Source organism: Paramylibacter ulvae (assembly GCF_014652655.1).
Lineage (GTDB): Bacteria > Pseudomonadota > Alphaproteobacteria > Rhodobacterales > Rhodobacteraceae > Amylibacter > Amylibacter ulvae.
On sequence record NZ_BMZF01000004.1, the window covers coordinates 1 to 18,563 of the forward strand.

Sequence of the window (18,563 nt, forward strand, 5' to 3'; positions counted from 1 at the left end):
TCCGCAAAGCCAGCACGGTCATGTGCCGGTCTATCAATGCGCAGGCGGAGTTCTGGATAAAGGTAGGTATGCTTGCCGAAACAAACCCAAGCATGACTTTCAATGAGATTGTCGCCCAACAGCTCAAGAAAGCCGATGTAACGCTACCAGCAGTTGAAGCGGCATAAGCAGACCTTGGCGCATGCGCAGCGAAAGCCCAAATTTCCGCGTAGCCGACCTTGGGCTGCCAAATTTGCTGCGTCAGGTGTCAAGCGGCAGATTTCGAATTTCTACACCGCAGCGATCGACAGAACCGTCGAGGTCTGCTCAGGGACGGAAGCGGCAATTGCGATCTGGGCCACCCCGATATGATGCTGCAATGCAGAAAACGACCGCTTCGAGCCATGAGTGCCGAATGCTGTGGTAATACTGACTGTCGGCTATCAGGTACTTGAAAATTTTAAACGTTCATATGTCCTTTACCAACCTCAGCGCGTCATAGATCGCGGCGTGAGTGTTTCGCGCCGACACAGCATCACCGATGCGGAACAGTTTGAATTTGCCTGCACTGTTGCGTTCTATCGTCTGTGGTTGGCCTGCGATCAGGGCATCGTGATCGATGGCACCGGCATTCGAACTCAGCGGTTTCAGATCGAAATAAAGCTCATCAAGAGGCAAGGTGCCATAGTTAACAACCACCTGTTCATACTTTTTCAGATTGGTGTGATCGCTATAGTCAGTGCCAATAACCGCCGTCAGAATGTTCCCGGTTTTGGCAACATCCAGCAACCTACGCGCCACCGTAAAGGTGACATCCTTGTCTTGAAGTGACCGCATATAGGGAACCAAATTCATAGCCATTATATCGGGTGCGAAGGTGCGGTCAGGTGTCATGATTTCAACCTTTGCCGCAGCATTGGCCGCAATTTCAGCAGCTTGCAGCGCTGGGTGATCACCGCTTTCGTCATAGATCAACACATTGCTTGCAGGTTTCACATCGCCCGCGATCAGATCCCAGGTGGAGACGACATTGCTCGCCTCTCTTCCGCTCTCAAAAAGCTCCATGTTAGGCATGCCGCCGGTGGCTATAATCACCACATCAGGGTTCAGGGCAATGACGTCCTCAACCTCGGCCCATGTATTGAAGTGAAACACAACATCCCGCGCGGCACATTGCGCCATTCGCCAGTCGATGATGGAGATCATTTCGCGGCGTCGCGGGCTTTGCGCGGTCAGTCTGACTTGGCCACCTGGGTTCGGTTGGGCCTCGAATACAGTGACATGGTGGCCGCGTTCGGCGGCAACGCGGGCGGCTTCCAGACCGGCAGGACCAGCGCCAACAATCACCACCTTGCGCTTGATCTCGGCGGGCGCAATCGTATGTGGCATGGTCAATTCACGCCCGGTGGCAGCGTTATGAATGCATAAGGCATCCCCTGCCTGATAAATGCGGTCGAGACAATACGTTGCCCCGACACAGGGGCGAATGTCGTCTTCGCGCCCCTCCATGATCTTTTGCACCACATGAGGGTCGGCCATATGTGCGCGAGTCATCCCAACCATGTCCAATAGACCCGCCTCGACCGCATGGCGCGCTGTTGCCACATCAGGAATTTTTGCGGCATGAAATGTGGGCATGCCGGTCAGCTTTTTGACCTGACCCGCGAAATCCAGATGCGGCGCGTTTTTCATCCCCTGAATGGGGATCAGGTCGGTCATCGCGGGATCGGTGTGGATACGCCCCCGCACAACGTTCAGAAAATCCAACTGCCCCGTCTGAGCTAGCTTTTGCGAGATCAGAAGACCATCTTCTTCAGTGATACCACCCTTTTGCGCTTCGTCCGCGGTATAGCGGAACCCGATGATGAAATTAGGGCCCACACGCTTGCGGACGGCGGCCAATACATCAAGCGGAAATCGCATGCGATTTTCCAGAGTATCGGCACCATATGGGCCGACCAGATCATTGGTCAGCGGCGACCAGAATTGATCAAGCAAATGCCCGTAAACCTGCAATTCGATACCGTCCATACCGCCCGCTTTCATCCGCTCTGCCGCATCGGCAAAGTCATTGATGATGCGTTCGATATCCCAATCCTCAATCAGCTTGGGAAAGGCGCGGTGCGCGGGCTCGCGATGTTTGCTGGACGATACCGAGGGCAGCCAATTACCCTTGTTCCACGTTGTGCGGCGACCCAAATGTGTCAATTGGATCATCACTGCACAACCATGCTCGTGGCAACCGTCTGTCAGGTTTTGGATCCATGGCACAACCTCGTCCTTATATGCGAGCACATTGTTGAACACCGGTGGGCTATCTTTGGAAACAGCGGCAGAGCCTGCCGTCATCGCCAATGCAACACCCGCCTTGGCGCGTTCTTCGTGATAAGCGCGATAGCGATCCTTGGGCATACCATCCTCTGGATAGGCTGGCTCGTGACTGGTTGTCATGATTCGATTTTTCAACGTGAGATGCTTAAGTTGATAGGGCTGGAGCAGAGGATCTTTGGTCATGTCTGGCGTCTCGCGATCTGGAATGTCTGTGTAATTCATAAACTTGACACATATGTCATGTTAAAGCTTGCATCACAATTGACATACCTGTCAAGTATTCTAGCATAGCGACCATGACGAACACTTCATCGCGCCAGCGCGGATCAAAAGACCTATGGCTTCAGGCCGCTTACGACATGTTGATTTCCGAAGGGATCGACGCTGTTAAAATCATGCCCTTAGCAAATAAACTGAACCTGACCCGAACCGGATTTTATTGGTTTTTCGAGGACATTGCAGAACTGCACGAAGCCATGATCGCACTTTGGGAAAGCAAAAATACAGAAATATTGATCACACAGTGCAACAAACCCGCCTCCAATATTTGCCAAGCACTTTTTCACATTATGGACTGCTGGCTCGACTCTGATCTGTTTGATGCTCCGCTTGATCTTGCTATTCGCAACTGGGCACGCAAAGACGCAAAGCTAAAGCAGCAGCTCGACTCTGCGGACGCCCAACGCATCCAAGCCGTAGCAGAAATGTTCTCGCGGTTTGAGTTTAACCCGGAGCAAGCTCAGGTGCGCGGCCTGACAGTCATGCTGACACAGATTGGCTATATCTCGATGCAGATCAATGAGGCGAGAAACGAACGGCTCGCGCGGGTGCAGCATTACGTGGAGCTGTTTGCAGGGATGTGCCCAGAACAAAACGACGTAGATCAATTTTTGTTAAGGCATTCAGTGCGCAAGCCTGCCGGGCCGGTATGATGACATTCGACTAGGCCCTGACCCAGCCAAGATCACTCCCAAAGCCTCTTTAGTGGCCGTTGATGCATTGGCAGCGCATGCGTAGTTTGCACCCTTGGTGACTTCCTAGCACGTATGATGCTGCAGTTTGGAGTTATGTCAGCTTTCGGCCAAACCGGCCGTTGCCGATGCCGTCACGCGCAGCGGTGCAGTTACACCAGAACGGACTTTCGCTGCGGCGCGGAATTTAGTGTGTAGCGAACTGGTAAACTGTGGCTTGTCCGTCATCAAACCCTGCGTACTTCTGGCCCGAGGGATACGCATATGTTGCATTCTGTTTGAATGTCAGAGGATTGGTTATCAAAGCCGACTTTAATCATGAACAGCATCCAAGTGCTGTGGTTAATGATTTGCGAACATGGTGGAGCTTTAAAGAAAACGTAGAGCAAGACTCAACTCAAGCAATTGGTTTTTTGGACCTGTTCGCGGGAGATCAACCCGAATGGACAATGCGTGGTTTGTTCAAGTCTGGGCAAATCAATTCGGTTGCGAAGCGTTTTTACACTCGTGATAAACCTGAAGAGATTAAATAGCGTTCAATTTGGGTGAAGCCTGTTTAATGTTGTGAAAGAGAGATTTCGTTATACTGGGGGGTATATATGGGGGTGCAGCATTAAAATATAATTTTTATTTCTTTTAATTATAATAACTTACACGTTAAATCACAGTCCGTGTGGGCACCATTTTTCAATTAAATATCAGTGTGTTGTGCGTTTTTTGCTGCGAGGCGAAAATCGTGTTTTTGGATTCGGAAGCAGTGAGATGTTAAAGTCTTACTGTTGTTGAAAAGAACGGAATCGTTTTTACCTAATACCAATGTGATTGCCTATAATTTCCATTGTTGAGTTCGTTTGATTTCCATTGACGGTAATTTTGATGAGCAGCGCTTTTCTAGGCGGATACAGTGACATTGTCATGATATTCAAGAATGTCTAAATTGGGCGGAAAGTGGACCCTCGCTGCATTTGCGCGGCCGATACCTATTTTGAAGGAAAATATACTTTAGATGCTTCTACAATCCAGGCGTGCAATTGTGTTGGCTGCGCCGGCTTTAGCATACATGCTCCAGTAGCAATCTCGTTTTTGTAATCACGAGTTTTAGGCATTCATTTTATGATTCAGCAAACGATTAACGAAACGAAAATAAAATTCGCAACTTAGAGTTAATTCGCACCTTGTTACATTGGTTTTCGTACGCCAATTTGGCTATGCCGCTGGCGATATTTACGACGAAATGTAAATTTGGTGTGAATGTTGATTTTCGCGCTTTAATCCCCGTGCACAATACGCCTAGGGTCGGTGCAAATTTGCAAGGAGAATGACATGACATATACCCCACCCAAAGTTTGGACATGGGATGCCGAAAGTGGCGGAAAATTCGCCAGTATTAACCGCCCCATTTCGGGCCCGACCCATGACAAAGAATTGCAAACGGGCAAACATCCGTTGCAGCTTTATTCACTTGCAACACCAAACGGGGTTAAGGTGACAGTCATGCTCGAAGAGCTGTTGGCCGCAGGGCACACAGGTGCGGAATATGATGCATGGATGATCAACATCCAAGAGGGTGATCAATTTGGCAGCGGGTTCGTTGACGTAAACCCAAATTCAAAAATCCCCGCTCTGTTTGACACCACAACAGGCAGCCGCGTTTTTGAAAGCGGTGCGATTTTGTTATATCTGGCAGAAAAATTTGATGCATTCCTGCCCAAAGATCCTGCCGCACGCACAGAGGCGTTAAATTGGTTGTTCTGGCTGCAAGGCTCCGCACCGTATCTGGGGGGTGGCTTTGGCCATTTCTATGCCTATGCACCTGAAAAATTCGAATATGCGATCAATCGTTTCACAATGGAAGCCAAGCGCCAAATGGATGTGTTAGATCGCAATTTGGCTGATCGTCAATTCTTGGGCGGAGACGAATATTCCATCGCTGATATCGCAACCGCGCCATGGTATGGTGCCGTGGTGAAAGGCACAGTTTATGATGCCGCAGAGTTTTTGGATACTGGCAGTTATAAAAACCTGAACCGTTGGGCAGACGAGGTGTTCGCACGCCCTGCATATCAACGCGGAAAAATGGTAAACCGTGGGTGGGGCGAGCCATCCGAGCAACTGCACGAACGCCATGACGCCAGCGATTTTGAAACCAAAACCCAAGATAAAATCGAAACCGCTGCCGAGTAAAATTTAACAACGATCCAATTCAAAGCCCGCGATTATTTCGCGGGCTTTTTGTTTTAGATACAATGTAAATTTCACGCACAGGCAAGCATTGCGGTTACGGATATTGCCAATCTGCGCGATAATTTGGATGGGTTGTTGCGTCTTTCCAGAGATATGCCCGTCAGCTTGGCGTTGGAGGGGCGGAAAATTACGTTCTTTGATTTTTTGATCGCTCCGTTTTTCAAAGCGTTTAGTCATTCACTACAGGATTGATAATTCGCCTAAACTGACGGGGTAGGATCAAGGCCAGCCTTAAAACGGCCAAGAGAGCTGTATCGGTTTGCGGCGCAATGCGGTGATAACTGGGGCGTCTTTGGCGACGGCCTGTGCGTGTAACACCACCATAGCGGCGGCGCGTGCGTCTTCGCCGGCATCGTGATGTTGAAAATCTAGATCCAACACCTGTTTCAAATTGGCCAGCCCATGACCGCCATTTCCACGCAGCTCTGGCCACGCGGCGCGCGCGATTGTGACGCTATCGTGCCAGTTTAGGCGCGGGCGGATCAGGCGATGTGCCTTGCATGCTGCGTTGATGGCCTTTTCATCGAAACGGCTGTGCTGCACCATTGGGTGGCGCGCCAGCAATGGTTCCATGTCGGGCCATAACCGGGCAAAACTATCGGCACCTTGCACCGTGTCTGGCCCGATTCCGTGCAGATCAATGTTAAACGGTGCAAACGGCATCTGCGGATCAACATAAGTGGACCAGGTTTGAATGTGATTGTCATATCCAACACAGGCAATCCCAATTTGACAGATGCTCGCGCTGTCTGCGTTTGCGGTTTCCACATCCAGCGCGATAAATTGGAAATCTCCATCGGGCATATCACGGGGGCGGGATTTGGATTTGGGCATCTTTGACCTGTGTAAGATTAATTGTTTTATTGCACTCGCACGATGGGCGCACAAGCCCAAGACAGATCCATGATGATGTCGTTGGGTAAGATAAATCGTTTGATCTGAAACGAGACAAGGGTTGCAACATGTGTTGCAACCCTTTGTTTTATTTGGAGCGGGCGAGGCGATTCGAACGCCCGACCCTAACCTTGGCAAGGTTATGCTCTACCCCTGAGCTACGCCCGCTTCCATATGTGAGGCTTGTTTCATCCCCTTGGGTAAGGGGCGTTATAAGCATACAGCCGCGACTCGCAAGGGGAAAAACACGCTTTTGCAAAAAATTTTCATCTCTTGCTGATTTTGGCCATTTCTGGCCTAACAGGGGAAAGATGAAAGGAAATATCATGGGATTGAATGTGTTTTTATCAGGCGAAATCCACACCGATTGGCGCAATGAAATCGAAACGGGCTGTGGTGATGCGGGGCTGGATGTGACATTTGCATCGGCGGTCACGGATCACGGGGCATCGGATGATTGTGGACCTGCCATCATGGGCGCGGAATCGGATAAATTCTGGCACGATCACAAATCGGCCAAGCTCAACGCGATGCGCATTCGCAAGGGTATTGCGGATGCGGATATTGTTGTGGTGCGCTTTGGCGACAAATACAAACAATGGAACGCAGCCTTTGACGCGGGCTATGCCGCAGCGCTTGGTAAATCGCTGATCGTGATCCACGGGCCTGATCATCAACATGCGTTAAAAGAGGTGGACGCCGCCGCACTGGCCGTGTGCGAACACCCTAAGCAGGTTGTTGATATGCTGCGCTATATTTCAAACGGCACATTGCCCGCATAACAGCACAAACGCCCCGCAACGCGTTTACGTTGCGGGGTTTGTTTCATGTGTCATGCAAATGATGCAGTAACAGAAATATATGGGCAGGCCCGCCAAGCGGTTCGTTCTTTCGGGGTGTTAATCCGAAATGCCAAAGGTTTTTAACCTTGCTCACCAGTGAAATTCAGCAGATTTGCATATGGGATGTCAGCCCCGCAAACCAAGAACCACAATTTTGACGTCAACGATGTTATAGCGCAGATGATTTAGCAATCCGTAACCCATGCGTTCGCTGATCTTGGCAATTGCGCATAGCGTGTGGGATGTATTTAATACCCGCAACACATGGGGGGATATATGGCTGGTTTTCAGATTACCGATTGGGATGATGCCTATGAAAATTCGGGGCATATCGTTGATAGTGCGCTGATCCGCGATGCATGGGCAGTCGATGCAGCGGCGTTTCGCGCCAATGTGACATGCAAATTGGATCTTCCATATAGCGCGGCATTTGGTGCTACGGATCGCGCAAAATACGATGTGTTTTTTCCCGATCAAACGCCCAAAGGATTGTTTGTCTTTGTCCATGGTGGATATTGGCAAGCCACGGACAAATCCATCTGGTCGCATTTGGCGCAGGGTGCGGTTGATGCGGGATGGGTGGCGGTTTTGCCATCGTATGATCTGTGCCCTGATGTATCCATTGCAACGATTATAAAAATGGTTGGGGCGGCGATTGATCATGCGGGTGGGCAATACGGCGGCCCCATTGTGTTGGCAGGGCATTCCGCAGGGGGGCATTTGGTGGCATCCATGTGCCAAACGGATGCGCCCATTGCGCCCGATATCGCCAAACGAATTCGCCATGTGGTGCCGATTTCGGGGCTGTTTGATTTGCGCCCATTACTACAGACAAAAATCAATGATGCGCTGGGCTTGGATATGTCCGCGGCCATTGAAAGCAGCCCAGCATTGAAAATACCACGCAAGGATGCGCGTATCACCGCCTGGGTGGGCGGGGGTGAGCGTTCGGAATTTTTGCGCCAAAACGCATTGATTGCAAATATCTGGCGCGGGCTTGGGATCTGGAGCGATGAAATCGTGGAACCAGATCGCCACCATTTTAATGTGATCGACGGGCTGCGCGATCACAACTCTGCCTTGATGCAAACCATCCTACGCCCATTCTAATTTATCGGAGAACACCGTGAAAAAAGACCTGTTTCAAATCCCAGACGGTGTGATTTACATGGATGGTAATTCACTGGGGCCATTGCCAAAATCCGTGCCCACGCGCCTGTCACAAACCGTTCACGATGAATGGGGCGCGATGTTGATCAAAGGTTGGAACGATGCGGGTTGGATGGATATGCCAACGCGATTAGGAGATCGAATTGGTGCCATGTTGGGATGCGCCAATGGCAGCGTGGTGTTGGGCGATACCCTGTCGATCAAAGTGTATCAGGCATTGGCAGCGGCGCTCAACCTGAACCCCGACCGCCGTGTTGTATTATCCGACAATGGCAATTTTCCGTCTGATTTGTATATGGCGCAAGGATTGCTCAACACACTGAATCGCGGGCATGAATTGCGCGTGGTGGATCCTGATAAAGTGTTGGAACATATCACATCTGACGTAGCGGTGTTGATGTTAACGCATATCGATTATCGCAGCGGGCGTATGCATGACATGTTGGCGCTGACCAAGGCCGCACAGGATTTGGGTGTGGTGGTGATCTGGGATCTGGCGCATTCGGCGGGGGCGGTTCCCGTTGATATGGGGGCAAGTGGCGCAGAATTTGCGGTTGGTTGCACCTATAAATATCTGAACGGTGGGCCGGGGGCGCCTGCGTTTATTTATGTACGCCCCGATTTGATTGATCGCATTGATCCGTCATTGTCAGGATGGCTTGGCCATGATGCGCCGTTTGCGTTTGAATTGGGGTATCGCCCAGCGGGCGGGATTGATCGCATGCGCGTCGGCACACCGCCGATTTTGCAAATGGCGGCACTGGATGCCGCGCTTGATGTGTGGGACGGGGTTTCAATGGATGAATTGCGCAGTAATTCCATTGCATTATCAGAACGATTTATCAGTGGTGTTGAACAACACTGCCCCACATTAACATTGGCCAGCCCGCGTGATCCGCAACTGCGCGGATCGCAAGTGTCGTTTCAATGTGAAAACGGATATGCAGTGATGCAGGCCTTGATCCACCACGGTGTGGTCGGCGATTTTCGTGCACCTGACCTGATCCGATTTGGGTTCACGCCCTTGTATTTAGATAGCGGCGATATTGATCAAGCGGTGGATATATTGGCGCGGATCATGCGCGATAACCTGTGGCAAGACGCGAAATTTCAAACACGATCCGCCGTGACCTGAGACGCGCCATCGCGTTTGGCCGCGCCCGCTTCAACGGCGATATCGTAATCTTCGCTGTGGACAACAATGCTGTCATTCGAGACGAAAATAATGCCATAGGCCGCGGGTTCTTCCACCGATAAGGACGGGTCACAAACATCCGTGACCATCGGCATCTGATGGCAGGTACTTTTGAACATGGAAAAACTCTGTCCCTGTGTTGTGCCCGAAATTGTACGATGCACATGACCCGCGAAAAAATGGGCGACATTGGGAAAACGGTTTAACAGTGCCAGCAATTCATCGCCATTGCGTATACGGATCATGTCCATCCCTGGAAACCCGATGTCATGGGGCGGGTGATGCAGGAATAACAATACCCGCGCATCACCTGCATTGATCAATTGTTGTTCCAGCCAAGCCAGACGTGCAGGGCATAAAAAACCCGCATGTCCCATCAGGCTGTCCAATGAACGATCAACCGTATCAAGCGTGATAATCACATCATCGCCAATGGTTTGCACCGATTGGATGAAACCATCGGGCGCTTGGGGTGCATTGGGGAATGCCGCCAGAAACGGTTCGCGTTCATCGTGATTGCCGATCAACAATGTGATCGGGATCGGGTATCCATCAATCGCGGATTTTAATGCCTGATATTGTGCAGGTGTTCCCGCATGGGTCAGATCACCCGTTAAAAATAACGCTTTGGCATCGGGGTGGGTTTTGGCCGCGTGATCAAGTGCGCGTTGAAACTGATCCAACGGATCAAGCCCGATAATCGTTTCCCCTGCTTCGCACAGGTGAATATCCGTCATGACCAAGATTTTATGCATCACATCCCTCGCAAATCGAAAATTGCGACTACCCTAGAATGGTTTGAAATTTTTCCAAGCTGATATTTGCACCACAGGCCAAAATGCCCACACGTTTGCCCGCGCAAATATCGCGCAATGGGCCGATCAACCCTGCAAGTGCTGCCGCACAGGCGGGTTCTGGCATCAGGTTTAACGATTGATTCATCAACGCCATTGCACGGCGCATTTCATCGTCGTGCACGCGGTGAATGGCACTGACATTTTGTTGTGTCAGGTCAAATGAAATGGGCAGGGCGGTGGGTGATCCCAGACTATCGGCGATAGTATCCACCGTTGAAATCTGTTCGGGTTTGCCGCTGGCAAAGCTGCGATACATCGTATCCGCACCAAATGGTTCAATGCCGTAAATCTCGATCGCAGGGTTCAACAGTTTCAGCGCCGCGCTCGCCCCGCTGATCAACCCACCACCACCCACGGGGAAAATGGCGAAATCTAGATCATCGACTTGGGCATGAAATTCAGCGCCCAATGTGGCCGAGCCAAGCGACATGGATAACCCTTCGAACGGGTGCAATATGGCGCGGTTTTCAGCGATCGCGATATCTTGCATGGATTGAAATGCATGGGCGATATCATCACACAGGATAACGTCAGCCCCCAGTGCACGACAGCCATCAATGCGAATGGCATCGGCATGGCGTGGAATGGCGATTTTGGCGCTGATCCCTGCGGCATTGGCCGCCCATGACACCGCAAGCGCATGATTGCCGCCACTGGCGGCAACGACACCCGATTTGCGCTGTTCATCGGTGAGGTTTTGCACAGACAGGTAAACGCCGCGTGCCTTAAACGATCCCGCCATTTGAAACAGTTCCAGTTTCAGTGTCGCACGACATCCATCGGGCAGGGCGTCAACCATTTGGGGTTGGTTCAGATCAACAATGGGTGTTTTGATAATCTGCCCCGCCAGCGTTTTTTGCGCGGCTTTGATTTGGGGCAGATCAATCGTTGGTATTTGCGTCACGCTTCGAATTCGATCAACAAATCCTTGGCGTCAACTTGTGAACCTGCGGGGGCGTGGATCGCCTTGATCACGCCATCACGTTCGGCGTTGATGCCTGTTTCCATTTTCATCGCCTCGATGGTGCACAGCATATCACCCTGTTTCACCTCTTGGCCGACATTGACCACAACGGATGAAATCACACCGGGCATGGGTGCGCCAACATGGGCGGCATTGCCAGATTCCGCCGTTGGGCGTTTGGCGCTGGTTGCGGCCTTGGACCGATCTGTTACGCGGATCGTGCGTGGTTGACCGTTCAATTCAAAGAACACGCGCGCCTGACCGTCATCATCGGTATCACCCACAGCAATCAATTGAATTTCCAGCGTTTTCCCTGGATCAATTTCTGCGGTGATTTCTTCGCGTTGGTTCATCCCGTAAAAGAAAACTTTGGTTGGGATGGTGCGCACAGGGCCAAATTTGCGATGGCGTCCCATGTAATCCAAAAACACCTTTGGATACATCAGATAACCGTTCAAATCCTCATCATCGACCTTGAAACCATCCAGTTCTTTGGACAGTTTTGCACGCTCCGCTTCCAGATCAAGGGGTTTCAGGTGTTCGCCCGGGCGTGATGTATCTGGTTTTTCACCTTTCAAAACCTTGGATACGATTCCATCGGGGAAACCGCCCTCTGGTTGGCCCAGATTGCCGCGCATCATATCGACAACACTGTCAGGGAATGCGACCTCTGTTTCGGGATTTTCCACATCCGCGCGGGTAAGATCCTGTGTTACCATCATCAAGGCCATATCGCCCACAACCTTGGACGATGGGGTCACTTTGACGATATCACCAAACATTTGGTTCACATCGGCATAGGTTTTTGCAACCTCTGGCCAGCGATCCTCCAATCCCAATGAACGCGCTTGCGCTTTGAGGTTGGTAAATTGGCCACCAGGCATTTCGTGCAAGTATACTTCGGATGCGGGGGATGACAGGCCGCTTTCAAATGGTTTGTAAAGGGCGCGCACACCTTCCCAATAATCGTTGATTTCGCGAATATGTGCGATATCCAATCCTGTGTCGCGATCAGTGTGGCGCAATCCTTCGACGATGGACCCAAGACAAGGTTGCGATGTGCCACCGCTGAAGGCATCCATTGCGGCATCAACCGCATCAACGCCAGCCTCGGCCGCGGCCAAGATTGTGGCACCCGCAATGCCAGATGTATCATGGGTGTGGAAATGGATCGGCAATCCGACCTCTTCTTTTAACGCCTTCACCAATACGCGTGCGGCAGATGGTTTTAGCAAACCAGCCATGTCTTTTAGGCCCAGAACATGTGCGCCTGCGGATTTCAGTTCCTTACCCATTTTGACGTAGTAGTTAAGGTTATATTTGGCACGGTTCGGGTCCAAAATATCGCCTGTATAACAAATCGTGCCTTCGCAAACCTTGCCGTTTTCAACAACCGCATCCATTGCGACGCGCATGTTTTCGACCCAGTTCAAACTGTCAAACACGCGGAACACATCCACGCCGCTGGTGGCGGCTTGGCGAACGAATTCTTGCACCACGTTATCGGGATAGTTGGTGTAGCCCACACCGTTTGATGCACGCAGCAACATTTGCGTCATCAGGTTGGGCATGCGACGGCGCAAATCGCGCAAGCGTTGCCATGGGCATTCTTGCAAGAAACGATATGCCACATCAAATGTGGCACCCCCCCAGCATTCCATTGAAAACAGTTGTGGCAGGTTGTGTGAATATGCCTCGGCGACCTTGATCATATCGTGGCTGCGCATGCGGGTTGCCAACAATGATTGGTGGCCATCGCGCATGGTGGTGTCGGTGATCAACAGTTGTTTTTGTTCACCCATCCAGTCAGCCACGGCCTGTGGCCCCTTGTCCTCTAGCAGGTTACGCGTACCGTATGCGGGTTTATCGGCGTGGTTTTTTGGCGCTTTTGGTGCCTTGATTAACGGATCAAGTTCTGCGCGCCCTTCCACATCGGGGTGTCCGTTCACGGTGACATCGGCGATATAGTTCAAAATCTTGGTCGCACGATCACGACGCTGTGGGAATTTAAACAGATCGGGTGTCGTGTCGATAAATTTGGTGGTATAGGTGTTGTCCAAGAATGTTGGATGTTTCAACAGGTTGATTACAAAGGCGATATTGGTCGATACGCCGCGAATACGAAATTCGCGCAGCGCACGATCCATCCGCGCAATCGCGTTCGCAGGGCTTGGCCCCTTGGCGGTGATTTTCACCAGCAAGCTGTCGTAATAACGTGTGATAACCGCGCCAGAATATGCCGTACCACCATCAAGACGAATACCCAAACCCGTGGCAGAACGATAGGCGCTGATGCGGCCATAATCGGGGATGAAATTGTTTTGCGGATCTTCGGTGGTGATACGGGTTTGCAACGCATGCCCGTTCAATTTGATGTCTGCTTGGCTCGCCGCACCTGTGGCGCGTTCCAATGTGGCGCCTTCGGCGATTTTAATCTGGGCGCGCACGATGTCGATGCCGGTGACCTCTTCCGTGACGGTATGTTCCACCTGAACGCGCGGGTTCACCTCGATAAAGAAAAATTCGTCTGTGTCCATGTCCATCAGGAATTCAACCGTACCTGCACATTCATAGCCAACATGGGCACAGATTTTACGACCCAATTCGCAAAGTTCCGTGCGCTGTTTTTCCGTCAGATAAGGGGCAGGGGCGCGTTCCACGACCTTTTGGTTGCGACGTTGCACGGAACAGTCGCGTTCAAACAGGTGATAAATATTGCCATGGCTGTCGCCAAGAATTTGCACCTCTACGTGGCGGGCGCGTTGGACCAGACGTTCAAGGTATCCCTCGCCATTGCCAAATGCGGCCTCTGCCTCGCGTCGTCCTTCCAATACTTTTTCTTCGAGTTCGGATTCATCCATGATCGGGCGCATACCGCGCCCCCCACCACCCCAAGATGCCTTGAGCATGAAAGGATAGCCAACCTCGTCCGCCATGCGGCGTACCTCGGCCATATCATCGGGCAACACTTCGGTGGCGGGAACGACAGGCACGCCTGCCTCCATCGCCACGCGCCGTGCCGATGCTTTGTCACCCAATTGGCGCATGGTTTTTGCCTTGGGACCGATGAATTTAATGCCTGCTTCTTCGCAGGCGTCAACGAAATCGGGGTTTTCGGACAACAGCCCGTAACCGGGATGAATGGCATCCGCGCCCGACATTTTCGCGACACGAATAATTTCAGGGATGCTCAGATATGCGGCCACTGGCCCCATGCCCTCGCCAATGCGATATGCCTCGTCGGCCTTGAACCGATGCAGCCCCAACTTATCCTCTTCTGCAAATACGGCGACGGTTTTTTTGCCCATTTCATTGGCAGCACGCATGATGCGAATGGCAATTTCACCGCGGTTGGCGATCAGAATTTTCTTAAAGGATTTCATATGGCTTCACCTATTCGGGGTAGAGGTTTGACGTTAGGACAATTTTTAAGCGACAATATCGTGTTTTGTAAGCAAAATTTGAGATTTAGCGTCATTTTGAGGCAATTTGCGGCTGGATTTCCGTTAGCGCTAACGCTTTTGGCGAATGCTTGAGGTTTTTTACCCCCATTTGCGCCAAATTCGATTCGATATCGGCACGTAAGATATTGATCAAATGGTCAATTCCTGTTGCGCCGAACGCCGCCAATGCATAATGAAACGCCCGCCCCAACATGACATAATCAGCGCCCAGTGCATAGGCACGGATGATATCAAGACCCGATTCAACGCCGCTATCAAATATCACAGGGAAATTGGGGCCAAGGGCTGTGCGAATGGGGGGTAACATTGAAATACTGTCCAACCCACCATCAAATTGGCGCCCCGTGTGATTGGACACCCATATGGCATCAATCCCCGTTTGCGCCAGACGGGTGGCATCCGCGGGGGTGGTGACACCTTTTACGATCATCGGGCCATCCCACATATCACGCAGACTGGCCAGATAATCCCAGTCGGGCATGCCGCGAATGACGTAACCCGCATGGGCGGTGGATGAAACCTTGCCCCCCAGTTTCAGATAATCCTCGGCAAATCGCAGACGTGGCTTGCCATGTTTCAATATCCCCATTGCCCATGTTGGATGGGTGATGGATTGCCAAATCATATTCGGGGTGATGCGCGGCGGGATGGTGAGCTGTGCGCGTTTTTGGCGTTCGCGAATACTGGTCATGGGCACATCGACGGTCAGCACCAGCGTGGTGAACCCCGCCGCACGTGCGCGTTTGATCATATCGGCACGAATTTCCAGATCGCGTGCGGGATAGAATTGAAACCACGCATGTTCGCCCAGATGGGGTGCGATGGTTTCAGGTGTCAGGGTTCCAACCGTGGACATGGAATAGGGGATATTATGTTCGCGCCCCTTATCCGCCAAAATCGGTTCGGCGTTGGGCCAAATCATCCCCGACATGCCAATGGGCGCAATGCCAAATGGCGTGGCAAAATCATGCCCCAAAAACCGCGTGGAAATATCGGGGGTATATTCCCCCTGTAATATTTTGGTGTGAAACAAAACCCGATCAAGCGCGGCGCGATTGCGATGTTTCTGATCCTCTTTGCCCGTCGCGCTATCAACATATTCCCATGCGAAATGGGGCAGGCGTGATTTTGCGCGGCGTTTAATGTCATCAAGGCTGGGGTATTTGTTTTCTAAATCCATGAATAAACTATGCGAAGATTGCGCGTTCTTGACAATGGCGAAAAATGCGCGGAACAATTACGGAACATGGGTTTTCAAATTTTGCGATGCGGTCTATTGTGGCGGGCATGAATGAATGGGAAGAATCAGACGCATTTGAGGCCGCAACCCAACCCAGCCTGTCGCAACAGGCGATGGGCATGCGCTCTGCGCCCTATCTGGGTGGGTTGAACCCAGCGCAACGTGACGCGGTGGAAACCTTGCAAGGGCCGGTGTTGATGTTGGCGGGTGCTGGCACGGGTAAAACCAAAGCGTTGACCACACGCATTGTGCATTTGATGAATACGGGCATGGCGCGTCCAAATGAAATTTTGGCGGTGACATTCACCAACAAGGCCGCACGCGAAATGAAAATGCGTGTGGGGGGCATGTTGGGCGAAATGGTCGAAGGCATGCCCTGGCTTGGCACGTTTCATTCGCTTTGTGTGAAAATCCTGCGCCGTCATGCGGAATTGGTTGGGTTGAAATCCAATTTCACCATTTTGGATACAGACGATCAGATCCGATTGATGAAACAATTGATCCGCGCCGAAGGGATTGACGAAAAACGCTGGCCGCCGCGATTATTGGCGGGGATGATTGATGGTTGGAAAAACCGTGCATGGACGCCCGAACATGTTACCGCTGGCGAAGACGGTTTCGATGGCAAGGGGCAAAAATTATACGCGCAATATCAGGCGCGATTGATCACGCTCAATGCCGTGGATTTTGGTGATCTGTTGTTGCATGTGGTGATGATTTTTCAAAAGCACGACGATATTTTGCGCCGCTATCAAAGCTGGTTCAAATATATCCTTGTGGACGAATATCAAGATACCAACGTGGCGCAATATATGTGGTTGCGCCTGTTGGCATCGGAACACAAAAACATCTGTTGCGTGGGCGATGACGATCAATCGATTTACGGTTGGCGTGGTGCCGAGGTGGGCAATATCCTGCGCTTTGAAAAGGATTTCGAGGGCGCAAAGGTTATCCGGCTTGAGCAAAACTATCGATCGACACCCCATATTTTGGGTGCTGCGTCGGGGGTGATTGCGGGCAATACCACGCGACTGGGCAAAACATTGTGGACGGATCGGACTGATGGCGAAAAGGTTCGCTTGATCGGCCATTGGGACGGCGAAGAAGAGGCACGCTGGATCGGCGAGGAAATTGAAAATTTCCAACGTGGAACGCGCGGGCTTGATCCCATCAGCCTTGATCATATGGCAATCCTTGTACGGGCATCACATCAAATGCGAAGCTTTGAGGATCGGTTTTTAACCATTGGTTTGCCGTATCGCGTGATTGGTGGGCCGCGGTTTTACGAACGCTTGGAAATCCGTGATGCGATGGCGTATTTTCGTGTGGCGGTTTCCCCCGATGATGGATTGGCGTTTGAACGCATTGTGAATACGCCCAAACGCGGCATTGGTGACAAGGCACAGCAAACCATCAATCAGGTTGCGCGTGACAATGGCGTGTCACTGTTAGAAGCGTCGCGCATCTTGGTTGAACAAGGTGGGTTATCTGCCAAGGCACGCAAGGAACTTGGCACGCTGGTTGCTGGGTTTGATCGCTGGTCGGCGGCGTTGCGCGATGAAACCGTGAGCCATGTTGAATTGGCACAAGTGATATTGGATGAATGCGGATACACGGCATTTTGGCAAAACGATAAAACGCCAGAGGCCCCCGGTCGGTTGGAAAACCTGAAAGAATTGGTCAAAGCGTTGGAAGAATTTGAAAACCTGCAAGGGTTTTTGGAACATGTCAGCCTGATCATGGAAAATGATGCCACGGACGCCACCGAAAAGGTGAGCATCATGACATTGCACGCGGCCAAAGGTTTGGAATTTCCCGTGGTGTTCCTGCCCGGATGGGAAGATGGGTTGTTTCCTTCCCAACGTTCGATGGATGAATCTGGGCAAAAGGGGGTCGAGGAAGAACGCCGTCTGGCATATGTCGGGATTACGCGAGCCGAGGAACATTGCACCATTTCATTTGCCGCCAATCGGCGTGTGTACGGCCAATGGCAATCGCAAATGCCAAGCCGTTTCATTGATGAATTACCCGCCAAACATGTAGAGGTATTAACGCCCCCTGGTCTGTATGGTGGAATGGGTGCAGGCAACGATTACAGTTCGGGGTTAACCGAACGAGTGTCGAATGCGGATGCATATGCATCACCCGGTTGGAAACGGATGCAGGAACGCACATCGTCGCGCGGGTTAAGCCAACCCAAGAAAACCAGCAGTCTGGTGATTGACGCAAAGGTCGTATCCAGTTTTGGCATTGGCGATCGTGTGCATCACAGTGCACTTGGCTTTGGCGCGGTGATCGGGGTTGAAGGTGATAAGTTATCCATCGTGTTTGAAAATGGCGGTGCGAAAAAGGTTGTCGCCAGTTTTGTTACCGCGGCGGATGATGTTTCATCCGATGATGTGCCGTTTTAAA

The 18,563-nt window shown here is 51.5% G+C and carries 15 protein-coding genes and 1 tRNA gene; 8 read left to right on the forward strand and 8 right to left on the reverse strand.

Annotated features, from left to right (window positions below):
- A partial coding sequence (locus IE094_RS08515; protein WP_189640274.1) for a TA system antitoxin ParD family protein occupies positions 1 to 167 on the forward strand: 167 nt, incomplete at its 5' end.
- A gap of 280 nt (positions 168 to 447) precedes the next feature.
- Here IE094_RS08515 and IE094_RS08520 read toward each other — a convergent pair.
- The gene (locus IE094_RS08520; RefSeq protein ID WP_189640554.1) at positions 448 to 2,493 is read right to left on the reverse strand and encodes an NADH:flavin oxidoreductase; all 2,046 of its coding nucleotides are present in this window, start codon (positions 2,491 to 2,493) and stop codon (positions 448 to 450) included.
- 113 nt (positions 2,494 to 2,606) lie between these two features.
- Between IE094_RS08520 and IE094_RS08525 the strand changes: the two genes are divergently transcribed.
- Complete coding sequence (locus IE094_RS08525; RefSeq protein ID WP_189640276.1) at positions 2,607 to 3,242, forward strand: TetR/AcrR family transcriptional regulator; 636 nt, start codon at positions 2,607 to 2,609, stop codon at positions 3,240 to 3,242.
- A gap of 138 nt (positions 3,243 to 3,380) precedes the next feature.
- Here the strand turns inward: IE094_RS08525 and IE094_RS15605 are convergent, their stop codons facing one another.
- On the reverse strand, positions 3,381 to 3,509 hold the full coding sequence (locus IE094_RS15605; RefSeq protein ID WP_268247221.1) for a hypothetical protein: 129 nt from the start codon (positions 3,507 to 3,509) through the stop codon (positions 3,381 to 3,383).
- A 65-nt stretch (positions 3,510 to 3,574) separates the two neighbouring features.
- Between IE094_RS15605 and IE094_RS08530 the strand changes: the two genes are divergently transcribed.
- Together IE094_RS08530 and yghU are read left to right on the forward strand one after the other, a co-directional pair.
- The gene (locus tag IE094_RS08530; RefSeq protein WP_189640277.1) at positions 3,575 to 3,814 is read left to right on the forward strand and encodes a hypothetical protein; all 240 of its coding nucleotides are present in this window, start codon (positions 3,575 to 3,577) and stop codon (positions 3,812 to 3,814) included.
- 790 nt (positions 3,815 to 4,604) lie between these two features.
- On the forward strand, positions 4,605 to 5,465 hold the full coding sequence (gene yghU / locus IE094_RS08535) for a glutathione-dependent disulfide-bond oxidoreductase (RefSeq protein ID WP_189640279.1): 861 nt from the start codon (positions 4,605 to 4,607) through the stop codon (positions 5,463 to 5,465).
- Between the two features lie 291 nt (positions 5,466 to 5,756).
- On the opposite strand, the gene IE094_RS08540 is transcribed toward yghU, so the two are convergent.
- Both IE094_RS08540 and IE094_RS08545 read right to left on the reverse strand, forming a co-directional pair.
- A complete protein-coding gene (locus IE094_RS08540; RefSeq protein WP_229802180.1) occupies positions 5,757 to 6,359 on the reverse strand; it encodes a 3'-5' exonuclease in 603 nt (200 codons plus the stop codon).
- Positions 6,360 to 6,512: 153 nt separating this feature from the next.
- A tRNA-Gly gene (locus tag IE094_RS08545) sits at positions 6,513 to 6,587 on the reverse strand.
- Between the two features lie 158 nt (positions 6,588 to 6,745).
- Here IE094_RS08545 and IE094_RS08550 point away from each other — a divergent pair.
- The 3 genes from IE094_RS08550 to kynU all read left to right on the forward strand — a co-directional run bounded on the left by IE094_RS08550 (position 6,746) and on the right by kynU (position 9,566).
- A complete protein-coding gene (locus tag IE094_RS08550; protein ID WP_189640556.1) occupies positions 6,746 to 7,201 on the forward strand; it encodes a YtoQ family protein in 456 nt (151 codons plus the stop codon).
- A gap of 336 nt (positions 7,202 to 7,537) precedes the next feature.
- A complete protein-coding gene (locus IE094_RS08555; RefSeq protein WP_189640281.1) occupies positions 7,538 to 8,371 on the forward strand; it encodes a hormone-sensitive lipase in 834 nt (277 codons plus the stop codon).
- Positions 8,372 to 8,387: 16 nt separating this feature from the next.
- Positions 8,388 to 9,566, forward strand: coding sequence for a kynureninase (kynU, locus tag IE094_RS08560; RefSeq protein WP_189640283.1), 1,179 nt, complete (start codon positions 8,388 to 8,390; stop codon positions 9,564 to 9,566).
- Here kynU and IE094_RS08565 read toward each other — a convergent pair.
- From IE094_RS08565 to IE094_RS08580, 4 genes are all read right to left on the reverse strand, one after another.
- On the reverse strand, positions 9,542 to 10,381 hold the full coding sequence (locus IE094_RS08565; RefSeq protein WP_189640285.1) for a phosphodiesterase: 840 nt from the start codon (positions 10,379 to 10,381) through the stop codon (positions 9,542 to 9,544). The genes kynU and IE094_RS08565 overlap by 25 nt on opposite strands.
- 28 nt (positions 10,382 to 10,409) lie before the next feature.
- Positions 10,410 to 11,387, reverse strand: a complete 978-nt coding sequence (locus IE094_RS08570) for a threonine ammonia-lyase (RefSeq protein WP_229802182.1) — start codon at positions 11,385 to 11,387, stop codon at positions 10,410 to 10,412.
- Entirely contained in the window at positions 11,384 to 14,830 is a 3,447-nt protein-coding gene (pyc, locus tag IE094_RS08575; protein ID WP_189640287.1) for a pyruvate carboxylase, read from the reverse strand. The genes IE094_RS08570 and pyc overlap by 4 nt, the downstream gene beginning before the upstream one ends.
- 91 nt (positions 14,831 to 14,921) lie before the next feature.
- Complete coding sequence (locus IE094_RS08580) at positions 14,922 to 16,091, reverse strand: alpha-hydroxy acid oxidase (RefSeq protein WP_189640289.1); 1,170 nt, start codon at positions 16,089 to 16,091, stop codon at positions 14,922 to 14,924.
- 107 nt (positions 16,092 to 16,198) lie between these two features.
- Between IE094_RS08580 and IE094_RS08585 the strand changes: the two genes are divergently transcribed.
- Positions 16,199 to 18,562 carry an ATP-dependent helicase gene (locus tag IE094_RS08585; protein ID WP_189640558.1) on the forward strand — a complete coding sequence of 788 codons (2,364 nt, stop codon included), beginning with the start codon at positions 16,199 to 16,201 and terminating at the stop codon, positions 18,560 to 18,562.
- Position 18,563: the final 1 nt, after the last annotated feature.